Consider the following 24,197-nt stretch of genomic DNA (forward strand, 5'->3'; position numbering starts at 1 on the left):
TTGGGCATATGTCACCGCGGTGAATCGTCTCACTGACGCCTGGACACAAACCTTCGCCCTCATTCAGCATCGAAGCGTGGCGTCGGCGATATCATTGGCATCAAGCACTTCCGAAAAAATACCGATGCCCGATTTCTCCCAATTCTGGTCCCACGCGGTTGCCTGGCTGAGCAGTCATGCAGTCACGCCATTCCTTACGCTGATCCACATCAACGGCCTGGCCGGCAATCCCGACGAGATTGCCGGCGCGCTGATGATTGCGGCACTGCAGGTGGCGATCATCGGGCTGATTTTTCGTCCGCTGGAAACCTGGTTCCCCGCCGAACAATGGACCCACCGCAAGCTCACCCTGGTCGATCGCAATTACACGATTCTGATGCTGCTCGGCATCTTTCCACTGTTCACCTATCTGGTGCTCACCCCGTTCAGCCATCTGTTCGGTGGCAGCGATTCTGACGCCAGCGACAGCACCGGCTCGCCGTTGGCGATTTCGCACCTGATCCCGTGGTTCGATCATCATCCGCTGCTGCTGTTTCTTTTCTATTACGCCATTTACGACTTCGTTTATTACTGGATGCACCGCACACAGCATGCGATTCCGTGGTGGTGGGCGCTGCACAGCATGCATCACAGCCAGCGTCAGATGAGCTGCTGGACCAACGACCGCGGCAACCTGATCGACGGCTTCATCCAGTCGATGGTGCTGGCCGTGGTCGGCCTGCTGATCGGCGTACAGCCGGACGAATTCGCCTGGCTGATGCTGCTCGGTGAGCTGGCGCAGAACTTTTCGCACACCAACGTACGGCTCGGTTTTGGACGGCTATTTGAAAAGGTGTTCGTCGATCCGAAGTTCCATCGCCTGCATCACATGCTGGTCGATCCGGATCGCCCGAACCTGCACAACTGCAACTACGGTCAGGTGTTCTCGATCTGGGATGTGGTGTTTCGCACAGCGCTCTACGGCGAACCGACACGACCGACCGGTGTCGGCGACCCGATCATCGATGCCGACAACAACTACACCCTGCTCGGCCTGCACTGGGTGTCGACCAAGCGTTTTCTGGGCGCCGTGCGCCGCAAGGCAGGCTGGAAGCCCGGTGAAGTGTCCTTCGCCGAGGATTACACGCCCATTCCACTCAAAACGCTGAGCCCGATGGATTTGCATGCCCTGCACGCGGCCCACGTAAAGCCAACCTCTGCATCCAGCACGACGACAGCCACGAGCACCAGCAGCCACACTGAGGCCGAGGCAGCTTAGCGCACGCGTCGGTACTCGGCAGGCATGGCGTCAGCCCGCGTTCCAGGGCAGCGACTGCAAATCCACATTGCCGCCGGTGAGCACCACGCCGACGCGTCGGCCGGCAAAGCGCGCGGGCTGCTTCAGGATCGCCGCCAGCACGGTGGCACTGGATACTTCCACCACCAGCTTCAGCTCCGACCACAGCAGCTGCATGGCGGCAATCGACTCTTCGTCGCTGACTGCGATCACATCGACGTGGTGCGTGCGTAGCGCATCGAGATTGGTTTCGCCGATCAGTGCGCGCAGGCCATCGCACAGGGTGTCCGGCACCAGCGTCGTCACACGCCGGCCTTGTGACAGCGACCGCACCGCATCGTCGGCACCAAGCGGTTCGGCGCCGAACAAAGTCATGGAAGGATCGATTGCATGTGCGGCAATTGCCGTACCGCTGGCCATGCCGCCGCCGCCCACCGGCGTGATTAGCGCATCCAACCCAATCACTTGCTTCAGCAGCTCCAGCGCTGCCGTGCCCTGCCCGGCCATCACTTGCGTATCGGCGTATGGATGCACCAGCACTGCGCCGCTGGTGCGCTGCACCTCGGCCGACATCGCCTCGCGCGCCGCTTGTGTTGCCGCGCAGCGATGCAGGATTGCACCGGCACGTGCGATCGCATCGACCTTCGCCTGCACCGCACCTTGCGGCACAATGACATGCGCAGCAATGCCGCGCGTGGCGGCGGCTAGTGCCAGCGCGTTGCCGTGATTACCGGACGAATGCGTCACCACGCCGGCCGCTGCCTGCGACTCCGTCAGCGCCCATACCGCGTTACAGGCACCGCGAAATTTGAACGCACCACCGCGCTGCAGGTTCTCGCATTTGAAATGCAGCTCGGAGCCGCTCAACGCATCCAGTGCCGCGCTGCGCAGCACCGGCGTCACCCGCGCGTACGGCGCGATGCGCGCGGCAGCGTCGAGAATCTGCGCGTAGCTTGGCAGCACGTCGCTCGACAAAGTCTGCTTTATCACTGCAGCGTTCATGGCAGCAGCACCTCCACACCGCACCGAAAACGCCGCTCGGCACCCGGCAGCAAACGGATGGCGTCTAGCCATTCAGGCCGGTTGAACGCATCGGCCATGCATTCCATCGGCTCCAGCGCCACGGCACGTCGCGCGTCGCGTGCCGCCGTGTCGGCGGTGAATGCGTGCATCACGCCACGCTCCTGCCAGACCGCAATCGCCAGCCCGCTGACCGGGTCACGCAGGCGCGTGCGGATATAGCCATCGGCCTCGACCTGCAGATCGGTGTACTCGTGATCGAGGATCGTGCTACCGATCAGTCGCGCTTCGCGGAAATCGAAGGCCGGTGCGTCGTCCAGAGGCACGTAAGCCTCGGCACCCGGCAGCGCGATGAGATCGGCGTCGGTGCGAATCAACGTCTCACCCGGAATCTGCAGCTGCCAGCCATCAGCGGCGCTGCCCGCAAGCGCACTGTTGCCTACACGGAAATAGGGGTGCCAGCCAAAGAAGCACGGCGCCTCAGTGTCGCCAACATTGTGCATGCTGACGTCGAGCGCGATGCCGCCGGCGTCCAGCGTAAACGCCACCGCCAGATCAATCGAATGCGGATAACCCGGCTGCGGGCGGATCGCCGATGTCGACAGAGTGACGCGTGCCCCCGCGGCGTCGGCCGTCAGCTCTGCAATCTCGAAATCGGTATTGCGCACGAAACCGTGGCGACTCGCGCGATCGGCTCCGATGACGCCCGGCTGCAGATCTTCTGCCTGCCCATCGAAGGTGTAGCGCGCATCGCCAATACGGCCGGCGAACGGCACCATGATCGCAAAGCGTGAGCCTGGCCGGGTGGCCACCTCATTCGCATCGCGATAGCCATCGGCGATGTCATGCAACTCGCCGTTGAGCGGCACCTGGAAGCTGAGCAGCGCCGCGCCATGACAAGCCACGCGCAGTTTTCTCTGATCGTCGTGATCGGTCAGCACGATGATTGGTTGGTCGCCCAGCAGGGCTTTTTCGGCGGTATATCGTGTCATGGGGTTTTCCGGAATTTTCGGCCATCAATAGACTGCATGGTAACCTGCGTACTCCCCGCGCCCTGCTATTTACATGAATACGACCCCCGAGAAAAAGTCTGCGCTGATTCGTCTCAGCGACTATCGAGTACCCGCCTGGCAGGTCGAAACGGTTGAACTCGATTTCGACCTCGGCATCGACACCACCGAACTGTGCTCGCGCCTGCTGTTGCGCAGCGATGCCGCGCCATCCTCGACGCTGCGGCTGGATGGCGAAAACCTCGAACTGCTGTCGATCGCACTGGATGGCAAACCACTGCCCGAATCCGCCTACCTTTACGCCGATGGCGTGCTCGAGGTCTACGGCGCCAAGGATGGCAGCGTGCTGGAGACCCGCGTGCGCCTGCGACCGGCAGCGAATACCACGATGGAGGGCCTGTTTTTTTCCGGCAAGCACGAGAGTGGTTTTCTGCTCACTCAATGCGAAGCCGAAGGCTTTCGCCACATTACGTTTTTCCCCGATCGCCCGGACGTGCAGTCGCTTTACACAGTTACCCTGCGTGCGGACAAGGTGCGCTTCCCGGTACTGCTCGCCGGGGGCAATGCCGATGGCACCGGCGAGCTGGACAATGGCCGGCATTGGGCGCGCTTCGTCGATCCGTATCGCAAGCCGAGTTATCTGTTCGCCCTGGTCGCCGGCAAGCTGGAAAAGATTTCGCGCGATTACGTGACTGCTGACCAGCGCGCGGTGACGCTGAATATCTGGGCCGAATCCGACGCGATTCATCAATGCGATTACGCCATGGATTCGCTCGAGCGCGCGATGCGCTGGGACGAGCAGACCTACGGCCGCAACTATGATCTGGCCGTGTTCCACATCGTCGCCACCCACGATTTCAACATGGGGGCGATGGAGAACAAGGGCCTCAATATCTTCAACGCGAAGTACCTGCTGGCCGACCCGGACAGCTCGACCGACGATGAGTACCGGCACGTCGAGGCGGTGGTCGCGCATGAGTATTTCCACAACTGGAGCGGCAATCGGGTGACCTGCCGCGACTGGTTTCAGCTGTCACTGAAGGAAGGTCTGACGGTATTTCGCGAACAGAGTTTTTCGGCCGACATGAACTCCGCGCCACTGAAGCGCATCGAAGACGTCGCGCTGCTACGTCGCGCCCAATTCCCCGAGGACGCCGGCCCGTTGGCGCATCCAGTGCGTCCGTCGCAGTACAACGAAATCAACAACTTCTACACCGCGACCGTTTACGAAAAAGGCTCCGAGTTGGTGCGCATGCTCTCTTCGCGACTGGGCAAGGATGGCTTTCGGCGGGGCATGGATCTTTACTTCACACGTAACGACGGCAAAGCAGCCACGCTGGAGGATTTCCTTTCGGCGCTCGGTGATGCCAACGGTATCGACCTGATGGCAAACCTGGTCTGGTATGCCAAGGCCGGCACGCCGCGACTCAAGGCGCGCGGCGATTACGATGCTGTGCAGCGAACCTACGCACTCACGCTTTCCCAGCATGCATCCAACGACGGTGATTTGAAGCCACACGAATCGCTACCGATTCCGGTGAAACTGGCGCTGTTTGCTGACAGCGGCGAAATGCTGCCGCTACATCTGGAAGGCCAGACGTCCGAGATCACCGGCGAGTCGACAGGGACTGAAAGCGTGGTTGTTTTGGCGCAATCCGAACAGACTTTCGTGTTCAAGAACGTCGACGCAACACCAGTACCTTCGCTGCTGCGCGGATTTTCCGCACCGGTGATTCTGGAATGCGACTACACGCCCACCCAACTGGCGCTGCTACTGGGCCACGATGTCGACGGCTTCAATCGCTGGGAAGCGGGGCAACAGCTTGCCGCCCGCGCCTATGAAAACCTGCGCGACGGCAACACCAGCGATGCCGTGCAGACGTGGTGCGATACGCTCGCGACACTGTTTACCAATGACGGTATCGACGATGCACTGCTCGCCGACCTGCTGACACCGCCGGGCGAAGTCGAACTGGCCGAACGCGAGAGCGTGGTCGATCCGCAGCGCATCCACGAGCTGCGCCTGAGCCTGCAACAACAGCTAGCCGAGCGGATCGGCGCAAAAGTTCTGGAGCAGCGTTATCGCGATCTGGCAAGACATGCCAGTGCACAGCTCGACCCGATCAGCCAGGCGAGACGACGGCTCAAGCGCCACGTGTTGGAACTGCTGGAATTAGTCGATGGTGCCAGCGCCTACCTGCTGGCTCAGAACCAGTACAACAGCGCACCGGCGATGACCGACCGACTTGCCGCACTCGCCGTGCTACTTCGTGATCAGCCAGCGCAGGCTGCGCCAGCGCTGCAGCACTATCGCCGACGCTATGCCGACAACGCATTGGCGATGGACAAGTGGTTTGCCATCCAGGCGCAGTCCACGGCAACCGACGCGCTGGACCGGGTGCGGGCGCTAGAGCGCGACCCCGCATTTACGCTGAAGAATCCGAATCGCGTCCATGCGCTGCTGGGTACGTTTGTGCGTGGCAACCCCAGCGGATTTCATCGTACCGATGGTGCGGGCTATCAGTTGCTGGCCGACCGGCTTATCCAGCTTGATGCATTGAACCCACAGCTCGCCGCGCGAATCGCCACCGCGTTCAATGGTTGGCAGCGTCTTGAGCCACGCCGACGTGAAGCCGCCCATGCGGTGATTGCGGCATTGGCGCGTCAGGAAGATCTATCGCGCAATCTGACGGAAATCGTCGATAGCATCTTCAAGCACTGAACCAGCCGGTTGTCGATATGGCCTCGCAAGGTGCGAGGCCGGCATCACCATCAGTGCGCTTGGCGCGTTTGCCTTGCGCACGGTGCATCAATCAAACAGCAAGGTCACGCAGTGCTTCAAGCAGGGCACTCATACGTGACTCAAGGCGCGGCTGCAGCGATCCGCGCTCGCTGTCATCGCGCTCACCCAAGCTATCTATGGCCATTTCAACCCGGCCGAGCTCGATCAGCAAATCGTGATGCGGATACAACGGCTCGAAATTCATGTCCATGGTGAGTCTCCTCATTTGGTCATTTCAATGATGCAACACTCATGCCAATACGTGATTGACGTCACACTTATCGCGAGAGACCTATCACATGGCTGACGCAGCGCGTCAGCTGCTGCCCCGAGCCGACACAAACTCCCGTTACAGTCACTTCGGGTTCACGCGATAAAGTCAAAAATCAAGTCTCCAAGTGGCGCAAGTTATTGCCTACCTGGAACCAAGTTTCCGCTTTCTGGCGCCTGGCAATACGGTCTTCCTGGATTCCCCCTGTTCCTGAGACCGCCTGGCGCCAGATTTATTCAAAGACAAAGCCCCGCCGCACAAACGGCGGGGCTTTGTCTTTGAGGCCCCACAAAAGGCGACGGCACCCCGAAGGGTGCCGTCTTGCTTCCTTTCCCGGTACACAATCGAACCCCTGTCCGTTCGATCTCGGCGCGCGAATCGCGCAGCGTCTGCCCGTGAAAGTGCTGATTGGCTATAAGCAGAAACCGTGCCATCAAGCATGATCGAGCTGCCATCGGCCGGATGGCGCTAAAATAGCAGCTTGTTTGGTCACCATGTGCATCCTCGGGGCAGTCTGATGCGTCATCCCATCCACTACGACGTGATCGTGATCGGCGGCGGACACGCCGGTACTGAGGCGGCGCTGGCTTCTGCGCGTACCGGCGCGCGCACGCTATTGCTGAGTCACAACATCGAAACCATCGGCCAAATGAGCTGCAACCCGGCCATCGGCGGCATCGGCAAGGGACATCTGGTCAAAGAGATCGACGCGCTCGGTGGCGCAATGGCACATGCAGCCGATCGCGCCGGCATCCAGTGGCGCACACTGAACGCATCAAAGGGTCCGGCCGTACGCGCTACCCGCTGCCAGGCCGACCGCTCGCTGTACAAGGCCGCGATCCGCCGCATCGTGGAGACTCAATCGAACCTCGAACTGTTCCAGCAGGCGGTGGACGACCTGATCATCGAGAACGGCCGCGTTACCGGGGTCGTCACGCAGATGGGCCTGTCGTTCGGTGCGAAGAGCGTGGTGCTGACGGCTGGCACCTTTCTCGCCGGCAAGATTCATATCGGTCCCGCACAGTACGCTGGCGGCCGTGCCGGCGATCCGCCAGCCAGCGCCCTGGCGCAAAAACTGCGCGAACTGCCGGTCGCCGCCGATCGCCTGAAAACCGGTACGCCGCCACGCATCGATTTGCGCAGCATCGATTTCAGCGAACTGGAAGAGCAGCCCGGCGACAATCCAACGCCGATGTTTTCCTACCTCGGCACGCGCGACGAGCATCCGCGCCAGATCAGCTGCTGGATCACCCACACTTCCGAGCGCACGCATGAGTTGATCCGCGGCGCGCTGGACCGTTCGCCGCTGTACACCGGACAGATCGAAGGCGTCGGCCCGCGCTACTGCCCGTCAATCGAAGACAAGGTGGTCCGCTTCGCCGAGAAATCCTCGCACCAGATCTTTATCGAGCCGGAAGGGCTGGACACGTTCGAGATCTATCCGAATGGCATCTCCACCTCGCTGCCGTACGACGTGCAGCTGGCGCTGGTGCAGTCGATCAAGGGTTTCGAACGCGCGCACATCACGCGACCCGGCTACGCGATCGAATACGACTACTTCGACCCGCGCGGGCTCAACCCGTGGCTGGAAACCAAGGCCATCGGCGGCCTGTATTTCGCCGGCCAGATCAACGGCACCACCGGCTATGAGGAAGCCGCCGCGCAGGGCCTGATCGCCGGGCTCAATGCTGCGCGCGCCATACAGGACAAGGCGCCGTGGTATCCGCGCCGCGACGAGGCCTATATCGGCGTACTGATCGACGATCTCACCAGCAACGGCACCATCGAGCCCTACCGCATGTTCACCTCGCGCGCCGAATATCGGCTGCATCTGCGCGAGGACAACGCCGACCTGCGGCTCACCGAAACCGGCCATGCGCTCGGCGTTGTGCCGCAGGCGCGCTTCGATGCGCTGCGCACCAAGCGCGATGCCGTCGATGCCGAAATACGGCGCCTGCAGGGACTGTGGGCCACGCCAGCGAATGCGCTGGGCGCAGCGATCGAGCGACAGCTTGGCATCGCTGTCAGTCGCGAAACCAACGCGCTGGATTTGCTGCGCCGGCCGGAGCTGGATTACGCCAAGCTCGCTACGGTCAACGAGCTCGGCCCCGCCGTCGAACGCGATGATGTTGCGGCACAAGTCGAGGTACAGGTGAAGTACGCCGGCTACCTGCAGCGCCAGCGTGAGGAGATCGAGCGCCAGCACCGCAACGAGCACACCGCGATCCCTGCCAGCTTCGACTACGACAAGGTCCGTGGCCTCTCTGCCGAAGTGCTGTTGAAACTCAAGCGCACGCTGCCGGCCACCGTGGGTCAGGCTGCGCGCGTGAGCGGCGTCACACCGGCGGCCATTTCGCTGCTACTGGTGCATCTGAAGCGACGTGCCGCGGCCTGAGCGTCTCGTCATGCTCGGCCGCCGTGCATGCGTGGCATCATGCGGCATTGATCATCAGGAGGTACAGCGATGGAAGTGTGGATCGGACGCGATGGCGAGCGACATGGCCCCTATACCGATGGAGATATCCGCCAATGGCTGCGCAGCGGCCAGGTGAGCAGGGACGACCTCGGTTGGTACGAAGGGCTCGCCGACTGGCAACCGCTGTCCGTATTGTTTCCGGAAGAAGTGCGCAGCACCCCACCACCCGCGTTTACGGCATCAAGCGCACCTGGCGCGCTCCCGCAAACCACGACCGCCACACTGGAAGACTATGCCGGTTTCTGGAAGCGTGTTGCCGCCTACATACTCGACGCCATCATTCTTTACATCCCCAGCCTGCTGATTCAAAAAATCATGGGTGGCGACGCAGCGGAAGCTGCCATGAAACAGGCACAGCTTTCCGCGCCGGACGACCCTCATCTGATGCTGACGGCGTTCAGCCAGTACTACGACACGATGCTGCCAGCCGTGCTTATCATCACCGTGATGACCTGGTTGTATTTTGCGTTCTGCGAAAGCTCTGCATGGCAGGCAACCATAGGCAAGCTGGCGCTGGGCATTCGCGTTACCGACATGCAGGGCGCGCGCATCAGTCTTCCACGCGCGCTCGGTCGCTACCCCGCCAAATATCTCAGCGCTTTTATCTTGTGTATCGGTTTTCTGATGGTGACGTGGACACAGCGCAAGCAGGGCCTGCACGACATGGTCGTCGGCACGCTGGTGCTCAACGGACGCGCTAGCGAGTTCAAGCCAACCCAGGCAACACCAGGTAGCAGTAATAATTCGTTTACAGCCTGATTGTTCTCTATCGAACAACGGCGCCGGAGTTCTGCTTCGGCGCCGCTTTCATTTATTGCCGACGCACTTTCTCGGCAACTAGGGCGTGTCATCAATGACCAAGTGGCTCGCGTTGTTTCGCTGCGGCCGTCAGGTGGTGGTGCGTGGCGCAGCGCCTGACTGGCGGTCAGGCCAAGCCGCGCGCTGCCGCATGGCGGCCACAGCGAAGCAACCCTACGGGCCGGGTCTGTTTGCCCACAGGCCTGCGTCATCGCTCAGTCGTGTACGGACGTACACTTCTTCGCTCTTCCTTGGCCTGCGCGCAAACAGTTCCCGGCGCGGGCCGCTTGGTCATTGATGACACGCCCAATCACCGCCATGGAGCGGCTTGCTATCATTCGCAGTCCCCTCTGGCATCGCCGGATTTTTCAGAGAACACCCCAGCCCCATGCTCAGCATCGAACATCGCATTGCCCAGGATATTGCCGCCAAGCCCGACCAGGTGCGTGCGGCCGTGGATCTTCTCGACGGCGGCGCGACCGTGCCGTTTATCGCGCGCTACCGCAAGGAAGTGACCGGCGGGCTCGATGACACCCAGCTACGTTTGCTGGAAGAGCGCCTGCGCTATCTGCGCGAGCTGGAAGAACGTCGCGCGGCAATCCTGGCCAGCGTCGAGGAACAGGGCAAGCTCAGCGATGCGCTGAAAAATGATCTGCTCGCTGCCGATACCAAGGCGCGACTGGAAGATCTCTACCTGCCGTACAAGCCCAAGCGCCGCACCAAGGCGCAGATCGCGCGCGAAGCCGGCCTCGAACCGCTGGCGACCGGCCTGCGCGATGATCCGACACAAACGCCAGAAGCCTTTGCCGAAGCCTTCGTCGATGCAGAAAAAGGCATCGCCGACGTGCGCGCAGCGCTCGATGGCGCCCGTGCGATCCTGATGGAATCGATCGCCGAAGATGCCTATCTGGTCGGCGAACTGCGCGACTGGATGTGGGCCAAAGGCCAGATCCGCGCCAAGGTCGTCGCGGGCAAGGAAGACGAAGGCGCGAAATTCCGCGACTACTTCGACCACATCGAACCGATCGGCAAGATTCCCTCGCACCGCCTGCTGGCACTGATGCGCGCGCGCAACGAGGGCGTGATCGAGCTGGAACTCAGCCCTACCGTCGACAGCGAGCAAGGCCACGCCGAAGGCGAAGGCCGCGTGGCGGCGCGCGCTGATATCCAGCATCGCAACCGCGCCGCCGATGCATGGCTGCGTGAAACGGTGCGGCTGACCTGGCGCGTAAAGCTTCATCTGCATCTCACACTGGACCTGTTCGGCCGCGTACGCGAAGGCGCCGAGGACGAGGCAATCCGCGTGTTCGGCGACAACCTCAAAGACCTGATGCTGGCCGCGCCGGCCGGCGCCCGCACAGTGATGGGCCTGGACCCCGGCATCCGCACCGGTGTGAAAGTCGCCGTGGTCGATGCCACCGGCAAGCTGCTGGCTACTGACGTGATTTATCCGCATGAGCCACGCAAGCAGTGGAATGAATCCATTGCGCAGCTGGCGAAATTGGGCAAACAGCACGGCGTCGACCTGATCGCGATCGGCAATGGCACCGCCTCGCGCGAAACCGACAAACTGGCCGGCGAGCTGATGAAAAAGCACGCCGATCTGAAAATGTCGAAAATCGTGGTGAGCGAAGCGGGTGCATCGGTGTACTCCGCCTCTGAGCTGGCGGCGAAGGAATTTCCCGAACTCGACGTGAGCCTGCGCGGCGCCGTGTCGATCGCGCGCCGCCTGCAGGATCCGCTGGCCGAACTGGTGAAGATCGAGCCGAAGGCGATCGGCGTAGGTCAGTACCAGCATGACGTCAACCAGATCAAGCTGGCGCGTGCGCTGGAAGCCCGCGTCGAGGATTGCGTCAATGCCGTCGGCGTGGATGTGAACACCGCATCCGCCGTGCTGCTGTCACGCGTAGCCGGCCTGTCCGCCGCCGTCGCCGAGAACGTGGTGAAACATCGTGATGCCAACGGCCCGTTCGCCAACCGCAAGGCGCTGCTGAAAGTGCCGCGACTGGGCGACAAGGCGTTCGAGCAATGCGCCGGATTCCTGCGCGTATCGCACGGCGACAATCCGCTGGATGCCAGCGCAGTGCATCCTGAGGCGTATCCCGTGGTTGAGCGGATCATCGCCCAATGCGGCCGTGAGGTGAAAAGCGTGCTGGGCGACAGTGCGTTCCTGCGGGGCCTGGCGCCCGAGCAGTTCACCGATGAACGCTTCGGCCTGCCGACCGTGCGCGACATCCTGAAAGAGCTGGAAAAACCCGGCCGCGATCCACGTCCCGAATTCGTCGCACCGAGTTTTGCCGAGGGCGTCGAAGACGTGAAGGACCTCAAGCCCGGCATGATTCTCGAAGGCCGTGTCACCAATGTTGCCGCCTTCGGCGCATTCGTCGACATCGGCGTGCATCAGGACGGGCTCGTCCACGTGTCGGCGCTGTCGCATACCTTCGTCAAGGATCCACGCGATGCGGTCAAGGCCGGTGACATCGTCAAGGTCAAGGTGATGGAAGTGGACCTGCCACGTCAGCGCATCGGCCTCTCGATGCGGCTGGACGACGAACCCGGCCAGAGTCGCAGCCGCCCCGTCGCGGGCAGCGATGCACGTACTCCGCGTGACACGAAAAACGGCGACGCTCGGCCGGCATCACGTGGTGGCAGCACAGCGCCAAAACAGGCCGCTGCACCAGCCAGCGGGGCCTTTGCCGATGCGTTTGCCAAGGCCCGCAAAAACTAGCGGAACGCAGGTTTTTTATGCTGCACCTGCGCATGCGTATGGATACCGTTTCCGATAGTGTGACGCCCTCGTTACGGCCCTCATCCGGGCCCTGGTACTGAAGGGGAGTCACACCATGCTTCGCACCCGCTATCTGGTCACGGCGATCACCGCCGCCATGCTGTTTGCCGTCAATGCACAGGCGGCCGACAATCCGCCATTCGACAACATCGTAGTTTTCGGCGACAGCCTGAGTGACGCCGGCCAGTTTTTTTCCACTTCGCTCAACAGCTACTCCAAGTTCACCACCAACCCGGGCGATGTGGCGGTTCAGTACATCGCTGCTGGCTACGGTTTCAACCTGCAGCCTTCGCGCGTAGGCGGGAGCGACTACGCTTTCGGCGGCGCCGGCGTAGTGACGGATGACGATGGCCCCGATCCATCGATTCCCACGCTGACCCAGCAGGTCAATGGCTATTTGGCGAACGGCACCAAAGCCGATCCACGCAGCCTGTACATGGTGTGGGGTGGTGCGAACGATATTTTCTATCACGCGACCCAATACGGTATCGGCACCATCTTTCCTGGCGCTGGCGAAACAGCCGCACAGGCAACGACCAACATCAACGCCGCTGCCACGCAGGAGCTGTCGCTGATCACCCAGTTGAAGCAGGCGGGTGCGAATTACGTGGTGGTATTCAATCTGCCGGACATCGGCAAGACGCCGTCCGCAGCATCCGATGCGGCGCTCGTGCCGGGCATCCAGACTTTCCTCAGCAATGTATCGACGTCGTATAACCAGACGCTCAATGCTGGTCTGGCCGCCACCGGTGCCAATATTCTTTCGGTCAACACGTACGCATTATTCAACGAAGTACTGGCCAATCCGACTGCCTTTGGCTTCGTAAACACCACCGTTCCGGCTTGCACCACGTCAAGTTCGCACGATTGCAATAGCAGCACGCTGGTAACGCCGAATGCTGCTCAGGACTACCTGTTCGCCGACGGCGTACATCCCACCACGGCTGCCCATGAAATTTTCAGCCAGTACGTGCTGTCCGAACTGCATGCGCCGGGTCAGATCTCCCTGCTGGGCGAAGCACCGTTGGCGGTGAGCACCGCCCAGACCAAGGCCGTGCGTACACAGATGCAGTCCGACGATACCGGCGCCGACAGCCGCGTGTTCGCGACGGTCAATTTCGGGCTGCAGCGTTTTGACGGTACCTACAATTCGCCACGCACGACCAGCGACAACACGAACCTGACCATCGGTGCCGATCTGCGCAGCAATGACAATCTGTCGATGGGCGTGGCCCTGGGCCTGGGGCGCAACACCGCGAACTTCAACGGCGGTGGTGGCTATGATCTCAACGATACCTCCGCGCTGGCCTACGCCACCTATCACGTGGGTGGCGGCTATGTGGGAGCTTACGGTGAGGCTGGCCATTCCAATTTCACTGACGTGAATCGCATCATCCAGCTGGGACCGCTCGACCGCACCGAAACCGGCAACCCCAACGGTTCGCATGCCGGCGCAGGCCTCACCGGCGGCTGGTGGTTCGGCCAGGGCACGCTGAAAAATGGACCATTTGCCAACATCGAGTATCAGAGCATCCGCGTCGACGGCTATCACGAAAACGGCGACGACAGCACGGCGATGTGGTTTGGCAGCCAGCACCGCAAGGCGCTGATCAGCACCCTCGGCTGGCGCTTGCAGGGCCAGTGGCAAACAGCCAGCACCACCTTCGTCCCCTACGCCGAACTGGCTTTCAACCGCGACAGCAAGGCTGATGCGCGCGATGTCACGACAGGTCTCAACTCGTTGAACGGCCAGTTTACGATCGCCGGCTATATCCCCGACAAGACCTGGGGTAGCGCTGACTTGGGCCTGACGGCGCAGTTCAGCCCTCAGCTCAGCGGCACGATGTCGTACAACGCGCATTTCAGCGACAGCAGCCAGCGGTACAACGGTTTCAACCTCGGGCTGAGATACCGCTTCTGATCAGAAGACCGCTGGTCTGAGGACCCAATAAAAAAAGCCGCCCTTGACTCGGGCGGCTTTTTTATTTTCGGATGCCCATGAAAATGGACGTCCAGATGGCTGATTGATTCAGCCTCTCGGCATTGACTTGCAGCGACTTACTTGTCCTTGCCCCCGGTTGCCAGATTCAACACATCCAGGCCCTGCTTCTGCAGACCGGCGGCAGCCGAATCGTCCAGCACCTGCACGTTGCCGTTAACCTCGTGCTGCTTCAGCACCAGGCTGCCGTTGTCGTCCCAACCGGCGCGGTCGATCGCAGTGGGCTTGGCACCCTGGTTTGGCTTGGTCTGCTGCACGACGACCCACGGCTTGCCGTTCTTGTAGGCGTAGTCGGTGCTGGTGAAGCCCTTGGCGCCGTAATCGACCAGTTCACGGATGAACTTCAACTCATTGTCCTGGCGAAATACCTGCCAGCTGCGCGAAACGTCCTTGTCCAGCTTGGTACCGCTCTTGACCTTCATCGCACCGAGCTGCTTCTGCACGTCAGTGAACGCGGCCAGAGCCTTTTCACCTGCCGTCTGCTCTGCCGACAGTTCAATGGCAATACCGTCGCTCTTGTTGCCATTGGTGAGCACTAGCGCCTGGATCTTCATCGTGTAGTGACGGTCACCGTCGCTCAGCTCCGCCTGCACGACGTAAATATCATTTTGCTTCACTTTCGCGGGATCGAAGCTCATCGCAAACGGCTGCGGGAACTGGGTAGCCGGCGTGATCAACTTGAGAGCCAGCGGCGGTGCGCTGGCGTCGGCGGTAGAAGAGACGTCGACCAACTTGATGCTGAGCGATGCCTTCGGCGACAGTGCCTGAGCCTGCGAGTGCAGCGTAACCGTACCGCTCACCTCATTCGCAACCTTGGCAGCGCCGGCCGTACTCGCCGAGGCGGGTGCGCTGTCGGACGAAGACGAAGACGAATTGCAGCCGGCCAAAGCCAGTACAGCAAAGGGAATAAGCGACAAAACCATCTTGCGCATGGGAAAACCTCATCAACGTGAAAACGAGCGCGAATAAGAGCGTCAGACGCCGTGCGCCATCGGTTTTTCGCGGGGGAAGCTCCGAGCATAGCCTAAAAAGACGGCCATATGAAAATAGGGCCGGCTGGCATTGCATCCATTCGCTAGCGTATGCAGCTGCCTGCACCAGCCACTTGCATCACAGTTTCAGTAATCCACAACGCTCAAACCATGTCGCATTCACTGCGAAGAAACCATCAAAGGCGCCGCAGAGCGCGATAGGCAATATCGCGGCGGTAAAAGGCGCCATCATAGTGAATTTCGTCGACTGCGGTATACGCCCGTTCGCGGGCAGCAGCAATGTCGCTGCCCAGCGCGCACACCGTCAGCACGCGGCCGCCGGCCGTTACGGCACGCCCTTCGGCATTCGACTTGGTGCCAGCATGGAAGACTTTGACGTCAGCCTGGGTCGGTGCGTCGAGACCCTCGATCAAGGCGCCGCTGCGAACTTGACCGGGATAGCCACCGGCTGCCATCACGACGCCAATCGCGGGGCGAATATCCCAGCGTGCCTTGATGGTTTCCAGGCGGCCGTCCAGTGCGGCGTCGATCAGCTCGACCAGATCGGATTTCAGGCGCAGCATGATCGGCTGCGTTTCCGGATCGCCGAAGCGCACGTTGAACTCGATCACTTTCGGCGCGCCACTCTTGTCGATCATCAGGCCCGCATACAGGAAACCAATGAAGGGCGCGCCCTCGCTGGCCATGCCGTGCAGCGTCGGCTCGATGACTTCCCGCAGAATGCGCTGTTCGATTTCCGGTGTGACCACGGGCGCTGGCGAATACGCGCCCATACCGCCGGTGTTTGGGCCGAGATCGTTGTCATCGCGGCGTTTGTGATCCTGGCTGCTGGCCATCGGCAGCGCGTGGCTGCCGTCGCTCATCACGATATAGCTGGCTTCCTCGCCGTCGAGAAACTCCTCGATCACGACCCGCGCCGAGGCGTCGCCGAAGCTGTGCGCACCGAGCATGTCATGCAGGGCCAGTTCGGCGTCCGCCAGCGTCAATGCCACCACCACGCCCTTGCCGGCGGCCAAGCCATCGGCCTTGATCACGATCGGCGCGCCATGCTGGCGCACATAGGCCAGTGCTGGGTTGAGATCGGTAAATACGGCGTAGCGCGAGGTGGGAATGTTGTGGCGGAGCAGAAAGTCCTTGGCAAACGCCTTGGAGCCTTCCAGCTGCGCGGCGATAGCACGCGGGCCAAAGATGCGCAGACCAGCGTCGCGAAAGCGGTCAACCACGCCGGCGACCAGCGGCACCTCGGGACCAACCACCGTAAGGCCGACTTTTTCGCTCCTGGCCAACTTCAGCAGGCCATCGATATCGCTGGCCGCCACATCGACATTGCGCACACCGTGTTCATGGGCGGTGCCGGCATTGCCCGGCGCCACGATCACTTCGCTGACGCGCGGCGACTGCTTGAGCTTCCACGCCAGCGCGTGCTCGCGACCGCCGTTGCCGATGACGAGAACTTTCATGCCTGATTCCGATGCTCGAGTAGATGCGCGACGATTGCTGATCGCGCATTGTAGGGCACGCCACGGCTGGCGATAATCCCGCAGGGTTTATCGCCAGCCGCCGCATACGGCCCTGGCTTCGCCCCCATGGCGACCGAGCACATCCCACAGGTTTTCAACCGTGATGGTGGCCAAGCAATGCCAGTAGATCGGCTCGCGGCAGCTTGCCAGTTTCATTGCGTGGCAGGGCGTCAACCAACCGCAGTGGCCGCGGCAAAAATACCGGGTCAATGGCGGTGCGCAACGCATCGAGAATAGTGTGCTCGTCCAGCCCCGGCGCCACGGCAAGCGCGGCAATGCGATGCACACCCAGCGTATCGCCATCGGCGAGCTGGATCACCACGCCATCGAGCACACCGGGGATGGCCAGCAGGCGACGCGTTAGATCGGCAAGCGACGCACGCTTGCCGGCGATTTCCAGCATGTCCGCATGGCGCCCACGCAGGCGGAAGCGACGCCCGCCGTCGGAAAGGCTGACGATATCGGCAAGGCCGATCGGTGCGCTCAACTGTGGCGCGTCCACCATCGTGCCGTCCGGCTGCGGATGCAGGGTGACGCCGTCGTAGAGCAGCCAGTCTTCGTCCACGGTGGGGCGACGGCTGGCGAACACGCAGGTTTCTGTTGAGCCGAACACCTCCTGCAGTGGCGCACCGAAACGCTGCTCGGCAGCAGTGGCCAACTCCACCGGCATCGGTGCCGTCGCCGAAACCATCGCCGCAATCGGCGGCAGCGCGATGCCGGAGTCGACCAGCGCACGCAGGTGCACGGGCGTGGTCACCAGCACGCGCGGCGCAGGCACGGACGCAAGCGCGGCAGCCACATCGGCGGGGAAGAACGGCCGCCCGGCATGTACGCCAACGTCGCCGAGCAGCGGCAGCACCACCGACAATTCCATGCCATACATGTGCTGCGGCGGCACCGTGGCCACCACGTCAAAGCGCTCGCCAACGACGGCATGCAGCATCGCCAGATTGCCTGCGTTGCTGGCGTGGAAACTGCCCCATGTTTTCCGATTGGCGCTCGGAGTGCCGGTGGAGCCGGAGGTGTAACCGATCGCCACGACGTGATCGGCCGAAATCAGCGGCCACGCGTCGTGCGCTTCCATCGCTTCGATGGAAAGCGTATCCAGCGGCGGCAATTGCCGGTAACCCGGCGGCGCGACACTCAGATTCAGATCACCCAGTGCGTAGCAGCCCGGATACGCTGACATCACTTCGTCTACCGCCTGCGGCGCGCGCGAAGATGGCAGCAGATTGGTCTGGCCACGCAGCACGATGGCGCAGAACGCGACCAGAAAGGCGTAGCGGTCCTCGCACAAGTTAACCGCAGCCGCCGCCGCGGGCAGCCTGGCTGCCACTGCACGCACCTGCGCCAGAAACTGCGCCGCACTGACGGCCTTGCCGCCGCGCCATGCCAGGACGCGATCCGCATCAGCCACGTTCAACAGAGGCAGTCGTGCCGGTGCTTCGCGCTGGTAAGTGTCGTAAACGATGGCCACGCCGCAGTCTCTCCGATGTTTCAATAGGTCACTCGGGGGCAGCATTACAGCAGCAGCCAGACGCCGAGGTGAACGTGGCGACGTGAAGATCCTGCGTTTCCCATGCCGCTTGCCTGCCATGTCACGGCAACCGGCAACGCGCCCCCAACGCGCTCAACTGCGAACGATAGTGCCCGAAAGCGCGTCCCGGATCACCGTAGGGCTGACCTGCCCGCCCAGCGGTGCGTCCAGCAAACCATCCAGTGCGTCTTCGAAAAAAATCTCCACGGCGTGCGCTGTGCGGGCAGGCGGCTCGCCGTGGGGATTCGCGCTGGTCGATACCAGCGCGCCTCCAAAGGCCCGGCACAGCGCCACAGCCGGCGGATGGGCGGTAATACGCAGCGCGATGCCGGCATGCGCGCCAACGACCCACTCCGGCACTTCTGGCGAACGAGGAAAAATCCAGGTATTTGGCCCAGGCCAGCTCACCTGCACCTGTTGCATGATCGCGGCCGGCACCGCATCGAGCGCGATGTAGCGTTCGACTTGCGCGAAGTCCGCCGCGATCAGCAGCACGCCCTGAGTCGGCGGACGCTGCTTCAGCGCAAACAGCCGCTCGAAGGCCTCGTGGTTATGGGGATCGCAGCCGAGACCGAAGACGGCCTCGGTCGGATACGCCAGCACGCCGCCTTCGTGCAGAAGCGCGGCGGCGGCATCTATTTCCCCAAGAGTGAAGTGCCGCAGCACTCAGGCCTCGATGGACTTTTCGGCTGATTTCTTCGTTGCCACCTTCTTCGCGGCGACCTTCTTTGCCGCTGTTTTTTTCGTTGCCGATTTTTTGGCCGCGGTCTTTTTTGCAGGAGCCTTTTTTGTGGCCACTTTCTTGGTCACCGGTGCTTTCTCTGCCGCGGCTTTCTTGGTCGCCGTCTTTTTCGTGGCGGTCTTCTTGCCAAAGCGACCCTTGCGGACCGGTGCGGCGGCGAGCAGCTCGAGACACTGCGCTTCAGTCAGCTCCTTCGGCTCCTGCTCCTTGGGAATGCGCGCGTTCTTTTCGCCATCGGTGATGTACGCGCCGTAGCGACCGTTGAGCACCTGCACGCCGTTGCCGAAGTCGAGGATGAGACGATTGGCCAACATCTCCAGCCGCTCCTGCACGATCTGCAGGGCGCGCGGCAGTTCGATCGTGTACGGGTCATCTTCCGGCTTGAGCGACGCGTACGTGGCGCCCTGCTTCACGAACGGGCCGAAACGACCGATCGCCACGCTGACTTCGTCGCCGTTCTCTGCCTGACCGAGCTTGCGCGGCAGCTTGAACAATTCCAGCGCGTCGGGCAACGAGATGGTGTGCATGCTCTGACCGGTGCGCAGGCTGGCGAAGGTCGGCTTGTCCTCGTCCTCCTTGGTCCCGATCTGCGCGAACGGCCCGTAGCGGCCCAGCCTCACGGAAACGGGTTTGCCGCTTTTCGGATCGATGCCCAGTTCGCGCGCACCGGTTGCTTCGTTACGATCAACCGATTCGGTTTTTTCGTCAACCTGTTGCTTGAACGGCAGCCAGAAGCGCTCCATCAGCGGCACCCAGGCTTCTTCGCCACGGCTTACCGCATCGAGCTCGTCTTCGAGCTTGGCGGTGAAGTCGTAGTCGACATAACGGGTGAAATGCGAGGTGAGAAAATTGCTGACCGCGCGGCCGACGTCGCTGGGCTTGAAGCGGCGGCTGTCGAGAAAAACGTACTCGCGGTTCTGCAACACCTGGATGATGCTGGCATAGGTCGACGGACGACCGATGCCGTGCTCTTCCAGCGCCTTGACCAGGCTGGCTTCGGAATAACGCGGCGGCGGCTCGGTGAAATGCTGGTCGGCGGCGATATCGTGCAGCGGTACCTGTTCGCCCGTTTCCATACGCGGCAGGCGGCGGCCTTCGTCGTCGTCCTCGGCGGTTTTCTGGTCGCGGCCTTCTTCGTAGACGGCGAGAAAGCCCGGATCGATCACCGTGGTGCCACTGGCGCGGAACGAGGCATCGCCGCCAGGCACATCGCGCAGCGCAAATTCCACCGAGACGGTGTTGAGCGTGGCGTGGATCATCTGGCAGGCCACCGTGCGCTTCCAGATCAGCTCGTACAGCTTGCGCTGGTCGTCGTTGAGGAATGCGGCAACGTCGCGCGGCGTGTACATCGCCGAGGTCGGACGGATGGCTTCATGCGCTTCCTGCGCGTTCTTCGACTTGGTCTTGTAGACCTGGGGCGCATCCGGCAACGCCTTGGCGCCGAAGTCGCGGGTGATCAGTTGCCGCAGCTCGGCCAGCGCGTCGTCGCCGAGCATGGTGGAGTCGGTACGCATGTAGGTGATCAGGCCGACATTGCCCTCCTCACCGAGCGCCACGCCTTCGTACAGGCCCTGCGCCACCTTCATGGTGCGGCTGGTGGTGAAGCCGAGCTTGCGCGCGGCCTCCTGTTGCAGCGTGGAGGTGGTGAACGGTGCCGCCGGGCGGCGCTTGCGTTCCTTCGAGCTGACATCGCTGACCGTGAGTCGGCCTCGGGCGGCCTGCTTCAGCGCATCGCGGGCAGCCAGCGTTTCGGCCTCATTGGTGAGATCGAACTGCTCGAACTTCTTGCCGTTGAGCTTGCTCAGGCGTGCGGTGAAATCGCCGTCCGCATGTTTGAGCTGGGCTTCGATGGTCCAGTATTCGCGGGCGTTGAATGCTTCGATCTCTTCTTCACGCTCGACGATCATGCGCAGCGCCGGCGACTGCACGCGACCGGCGGAAAGGCCACGCTGCACCTTGCGCCACAGCACCGGCGAGAGATTGAAGCCGACCAGATAGTCCAGCGCGCGGCGCGCCTGCTGCGCGTCGACGAGATCGTGCGACAGCTGCCGCGGGTTGGCCACGGCGGCCTTGATCGCCTTCGGCGTGATCTCGGAAAACACCACCCGATGCATCCGCTTGCCTTCGACCAGGCCGCGCTCTTTCAGAATCTCGCTGATGTGCCAGGAAATGGCTTCGCCTTCGCGATCCAAGTCGGTCGCCAGATAGATGTCGTCGGCCAGCTTGGCCGCCTTGGCAATCGCATCGACGTGTTTCTCGTTGCGCTCGATGACCTCGTAGGCCATGGCAAACCCGTTCTCCGGATCGACCGCGCCTTCCTTGGGCCGCAGATCGCGCACGTGACCGTAGGACGCCAACACGTGGAAGTCCTTGCCAAGGTATTTGTTGATCGTCTTGGCTTTGGCCGGCGATTCAACGATGAGCAGATTTTTTGCCATGAAGCTTGAGTTTCCACGAACCGAAAAGCGGCGCTTGTGGCGCCGCACACATATATAGTTGAAAACACGCCAGAGCCGCAGCTGTCAAGCCCGAGCAGTCCGGATGCCGCTTCCGACATTGATGAAACCCTTCCAGATGGCCGCTTCAGGAGCCGGAAAGGCGCTGATAGCGATTGCCCGGCAACGTCTCGACCTTGGCTTCCAGTTCCAGCATCAGCAACAGGGAAGACACCGCCGCCGCCGACTGCCCGGTTCGTTGCACAAGTTCGTCCAACGTCGCCGGTTCATGACCAAGTTCACCCAAAAGGCGGCAATATTCAGGATCTTTGCTCAAGCCGGAATGCGCGCTCGAGTGCGTTCCGTGGTTAATTCCAACCGGCTGCTCGCCTACATTTCCATCGTCATTCGCCACCAGCCGAGCTGCGAGTTCGCCACCAAGCATGCGCGCTGCGGGCGCCAATGTCTCGATAATCTCGGCGGCAGTCTCCACCAGCCGCGCGCCATCGCGGATCAGACGATGGCAGCCACGGGCCAGAGGATTGTGGATTGAGCCGGGTAACGCAAACACTTCCCGACCCTGTTCGGCGGCCAGGCGCGCCGTGATCAGCGAGCCGGATTGCAGTCCTGCCTCAACCACCAGCGTACCGAGCGACAGACCGGCAATGAGGCGATTGCGTCGCGGAAAATGATCAGCACGTGCTGCCGTGCCTGGCGGAAATTCGCTGATCAGCGCGCCTCGTTCCGCGATCCGCTTGGCCAGCAGATGGTGTTTGCGTGGATAGACGCGATCCGGTCCAGTGCCGATCACGGCTAGCGTAGGCACGCCATTATCCAGCGCCGCAAGATGGGCCGCGCCATCGATACCATCAGCCATGCCACTGGTGATCGCGAATCCGGCCTGCGCCAGCGCAACTGCGAACGCGCGGGCATGCGCCAAGCCTCCTGTACTGGCATTGCGCGCACCGACAATCGCCACCTGCGGATACAAAAGCAGGCTGGCATCGCCAACAACAAATAGCGCCGCGGGAGGCTGCGGAATATTGTCCAGTTGCGGCGGGAAGTCGGCTTCGGTGCAACGCAGGAGCCGATGCGCGGGTTGGGCAAGCCATTCGATGTCACTGGCCAGCATCGTCTCGTCAGGCTGCTGCAGCCACGCACGGGCCGGCTCGCCGAGCGATGTCAGCTGCTGCAACCGTGCCAGCACCTGAGCGACGTCGTTGTTAGCTGCAGTGAGTCGCTCGCGCAGGCCTCCCGGACCGAAGCCGGGCGTGCGCAGCAAGATCATCCATGCGCGGAGTTCATCCATGTCGTTCATGCATTGCAGTTTACGAACAGAGCACAAATAAAAACGGCGCGGTGATGGCCGCGCCGTTGTGTAGGAAAAACCCGCTGAGCTGCGCTTATTCCGGCATGCGCAGCTGATTTCCTATCTGTATCGGCCGCAGGCCGTCCATGATCAGGCCGTAACTGACCCGATCAAACGTACGAAATACCATGACGTGACCGACATACTCAGCCGGCAGAGTGACTTCCTTACCGACGCCACGGTCCCAGCTATTGCTCGCCACGTCGTCGCTGATGGTCTGCCCTGGTTGGTAGATCGAGTAAGTCTGGCCATTGTCGACGCCGTCCCGCTTGCCGATCGAGAGTGCCACCACTTGATGGGGACCCACCGCATCCATCGCGTCAGCGAACCCGATCACGCGCGCATCCTTGGCTACCGACGTCGGCGCATGAGGGTAGAAGTACGGATCGTAGGGCGCGTCATCGAGTGGCATGACTCGATCGCCGCTACGGATGTCAATGGTGGAGTCAAGCAGCAGAAGGGTCGATGGATCGCCCATACGCAGCGTTTCGGCTCTGCCGACCACGCTGACTTCGACGCCCATGTCCTGGCCTTTTCCGTAGTGGCCATCATTGCGGGTGTCCTCATCCCACGGGGTCTTGAACACCGCAACGTTGCTGTCCAGATCGTGAGCGACCAGATCGGCTTTATCGGGGTTCCGCTGGTCGAAACCGCGGAAAAAGTGCGTTGGTCGCACGATCGCCCAGCGCTGACCCGGCGCGCCCTGCAGACCTCGCACGTAGATGTTCTGCCCTGCCGTACTGCGTAGCCGTCCCTCTTCCAGCCCAACGACATAAGGCGCGGATTTGACGGTGCTGGAATCCACCACGCGCAAGTCCTTGAGGAACGTCTGCAGTTCGGCCAGTGGAATCGCCGGCACAGCGTCACCCTCGGCATGCACGCTGGGTTCAAGTCGCAGACTCGGTCCACCACCACCGCCGTTGATGAAAGACAGATTGAGCACGTCGCCCGGATAGATCAAATGCGGATTGCGCACCTGCGGGTTGGCCTGCCAGATCTCCGGCCACAGCCAGGGCTTGGTCAGAAACTTCGCGGAAATGGCCCAGAGCGTATCGCCCCGCCGAACGGTGTAGCTGTCCGGGTGGTTGGCTCGTAACTGTGCGCCTGCCGCGTAGGCAGCCACAGTGACCAGCATGCCGGCCAGCAACACGGTAATTTTTCGGATCATTGGTGGGAATCCCC

Annotated in this window: 16 protein-coding genes; 6 read left to right on the forward strand and 10 right to left on the reverse strand. The window is 62.0% G+C overall.

Annotated elements, in window-relative coordinates; translation table 11 throughout:
• Positions 1-124 precede the first annotated feature (124 nt).
• Positions 125-1,258, forward strand: coding sequence for a sterol desaturase family protein (locus HDE80_RS19230; protein ID WP_184673564.1), 1,134 nt, complete (start codon positions 125-127; stop codon positions 1,256-1,258).
• 30 nt (positions 1,259-1,288) lie between these two features.
• On the opposite strand, the gene HDE80_RS19235 is transcribed toward HDE80_RS19230, so the two are convergent.
• Positions 1,289-2,278: a pyridoxal-phosphate dependent enzyme gene (locus HDE80_RS19235; RefSeq protein ID WP_184673565.1), complete on the reverse strand. Its 990-nt coding sequence runs from the start codon at positions 2,276-2,278 to the stop codon at positions 1,289-1,291.
• Positions 2,275-3,288: an aldose epimerase gene (locus tag HDE80_RS19240; RefSeq protein ID WP_184673567.1), complete on the reverse strand. Its 1,014-nt coding sequence runs from the start codon at positions 3,286-3,288 to the stop codon at positions 2,275-2,277. Before HDE80_RS19240 ends, HDE80_RS19235 begins: the two co-directional genes overlap by 4 nt.
• 73 nt (positions 3,289-3,361) lie before the next feature.
• On the opposite strand from HDE80_RS19240, the gene pepN reads away from it, so the two are divergent.
• Positions 3,362-6,028 (forward strand): aminopeptidase N, encoded by a 2,667-nt coding sequence (gene pepN, locus HDE80_RS19245; protein ID WP_184673569.1) that lies wholly within the window; start codon positions 3,362-3,364, stop codon positions 6,026-6,028.
• Positions 6,029-6,119: 91 nt separating this feature from the next.
• Here pepN and HDE80_RS19250 read toward each other — a convergent pair whose 3' ends face one another.
• Positions 6,120-6,299, reverse strand: a complete 180-nt coding sequence (locus tag HDE80_RS19250) for a hypothetical protein (protein WP_255483969.1) — start codon at positions 6,297-6,299, stop codon at positions 6,120-6,122.
• Between the two features lie 577 nt (positions 6,300-6,876).
• Between HDE80_RS19250 and mnmG the strand changes: the two genes are divergently transcribed.
• The 4 genes from mnmG (at position 6,877) to HDE80_RS19270 (ending at position 14,342) form a co-directional block, all read left to right on the forward strand.
• Positions 6,877-8,754, forward strand: a complete 1,878-nt coding sequence (gene mnmG / locus HDE80_RS19255; protein WP_184673571.1) for a tRNA uridine-5-carboxymethylaminomethyl(34) synthesis enzyme MnmG — start codon at positions 6,877-6,879, stop codon at positions 8,752-8,754.
• A gap of 69 nt (positions 8,755-8,823) precedes the next feature.
• Positions 8,824-9,594: an RDD family protein gene (locus HDE80_RS19260; RefSeq protein ID WP_184673572.1), complete on the forward strand. Its 771-nt coding sequence runs from the start codon at positions 8,824-8,826 to the stop codon at positions 9,592-9,594.
• Positions 9,595-10,021: 427 nt separating this feature from the next.
• Entirely contained in the window at positions 10,022-12,361 is a 2,340-nt protein-coding gene (locus HDE80_RS19265; protein WP_184673574.1) for a Tex family protein, read from the forward strand.
• 115 nt (positions 12,362-12,476) lie between these two features.
• A complete protein-coding gene (locus tag HDE80_RS19270; protein WP_184673576.1) occupies positions 12,477-14,342 on the forward strand; it encodes an autotransporter domain-containing protein in 1,866 nt (621 codons plus the stop codon).
• Positions 14,343-14,479: 137 nt separating this feature from the next.
• Here the strand turns inward: HDE80_RS19270 and HDE80_RS19275 are convergent, their stop codons facing one another.
• From HDE80_RS19275 to HDE80_RS19305, 7 genes are all read right to left on the reverse strand, one after another.
• On the reverse strand, positions 14,480-15,352 hold the full coding sequence (locus HDE80_RS19275) for a YbaY family lipoprotein (RefSeq protein WP_184673578.1): 873 nt from the start codon (positions 15,350-15,352) through the stop codon (positions 14,480-14,482).
• Between the two features lie 236 nt (positions 15,353-15,588).
• The gene (purD, locus tag HDE80_RS19280; protein ID WP_184600240.1) at positions 15,589-16,872 is read right to left on the reverse strand and encodes a phosphoribosylamine--glycine ligase; all 1,284 of its coding nucleotides are present in this window, start codon (positions 16,870-16,872) and stop codon (positions 15,589-15,591) included.
• Positions 16,873-17,026: 154 nt separating this feature from the next.
• Positions 17,027-18,409, reverse strand: a complete 1,383-nt coding sequence (locus HDE80_RS19285) for an AMP-binding protein (RefSeq protein ID WP_184673580.1) — start codon at positions 18,407-18,409, stop codon at positions 17,027-17,029.
• Between the two features lie 153 nt (positions 18,410-18,562).
• Positions 18,563-19,135, reverse strand: a complete 573-nt coding sequence (locus tag HDE80_RS19290; RefSeq protein ID WP_184673582.1) for a Sua5/YciO/YrdC/YwlC family protein — start codon at positions 19,133-19,135, stop codon at positions 18,563-18,565.
• Positions 19,136-21,649, reverse strand: a complete 2,514-nt coding sequence (locus tag HDE80_RS19295) for a DNA topoisomerase I (protein WP_184673583.1) — start codon at positions 21,647-21,649, stop codon at positions 19,136-19,138.
• A 145-nt stretch (positions 21,650-21,794) separates the two neighbouring features.
• Entirely contained in the window at positions 21,795-22,964 is a 1,170-nt protein-coding gene (gene dprA / locus HDE80_RS19300) for a DNA-processing protein DprA (RefSeq protein WP_184673584.1), read from the reverse strand.
• 85 nt (positions 22,965-23,049) lie between these two features.
• On the reverse strand, positions 23,050-24,183 hold the full coding sequence (locus HDE80_RS19305; RefSeq protein ID WP_184673585.1) for a LysM domain-containing protein: 1,134 nt from the start codon (positions 24,181-24,183) through the stop codon (positions 23,050-23,052).
• Positions 24,184-24,197: the final 14 nt, after the last annotated feature.

This window comes from Rhodanobacter sp. A1T4 (assembly GCF_014207185.1).
Taxonomy (GTDB): Bacteria; Pseudomonadota; Gammaproteobacteria; order Xanthomonadales; family Rhodanobacteraceae; genus Rhodanobacter.

What these genes read in the sequence shown, in the direction of transcription:
- HDE80_RS19230 (WP_184673564.1), top strand. Translation starts at nt 125, where the DNA reads ATGCCCGATTTCTCCCAATTCTGGTCCCACGCGGTTGCCTGGCTGAGC.
- HDE80_RS19235 (WP_184673565.1), bottom strand. Translation starts at nt 2,278, where the DNA reads ATGAACGCTGCAGTGATAAAGCAGACTTTGTCGAGCGACGTGCTGCCA.
- HDE80_RS19240 (WP_184673567.1), bottom strand. Translation starts at nt 3,288, where the DNA reads ATGACACGATATACCGCCGAAAAAGCCCTGCTGGGCGACCAACCAATC.
- pepN (WP_184673569.1), top strand. Translation starts at nt 3,362, where the DNA reads ATGAATACGACCCCCGAGAAAAAGTCTGCGCTGATTCGTCTCAGCGAC.
- HDE80_RS19250 (WP_255483969.1), bottom strand. Translation starts at nt 6,299, where the DNA reads ATGGACATGAATTTCGAGCCGTTGTATCCGCATCACGATTTGCTGATC.
- mnmG (WP_184673571.1), top strand. Translation starts at nt 6,877, where the DNA reads ATGCGTCATCCCATCCACTACGACGTGATCGTGATCGGCGGCGGACAC.
- HDE80_RS19260 (WP_184673572.1), top strand. Translation starts at nt 8,824, where the DNA reads ATGGAAGTGTGGATCGGACGCGATGGCGAGCGACATGGCCCCTATACC.
- HDE80_RS19265 (WP_184673574.1), top strand. Translation starts at nt 10,022, where the DNA reads ATGCTCAGCATCGAACATCGCATTGCCCAGGATATTGCCGCCAAGCCC.
- HDE80_RS19270 (WP_184673576.1), top strand. Translation starts at nt 12,477, where the DNA reads ATGCTTCGCACCCGCTATCTGGTCACGGCGATCACCGCCGCCATGCTG.
- HDE80_RS19275 (WP_184673578.1), bottom strand. Translation starts at nt 15,352, where the DNA reads ATGCGCAAGATGGTTTTGTCGCTTATTCCCTTTGCTGTACTGGCTTTG.
- purD (WP_184600240.1), bottom strand. Translation starts at nt 16,872, where the DNA reads ATGAAAGTTCTCGTCATCGGCAACGGCGGTCGCGAGCACGCGCTGGCG.
- HDE80_RS19295 (WP_184673583.1), bottom strand. Translation starts at nt 21,649, where the DNA reads ATGGCAAAAAATCTGCTCATCGTTGAATCGCCGGCCAAAGCCAAGACG.
- dprA (WP_184673584.1), bottom strand. Translation starts at nt 22,964, where the DNA reads ATGAACGACATGGATGAACTCCGCGCATGGATGATCTTGCTGCGCACG.
- HDE80_RS19305 (WP_184673585.1), bottom strand. Translation starts at nt 24,183, where the DNA reads ATGATCCGAAAAATTACCGTGTTGCTGGCCGGCATGCTGGTCACTGTG.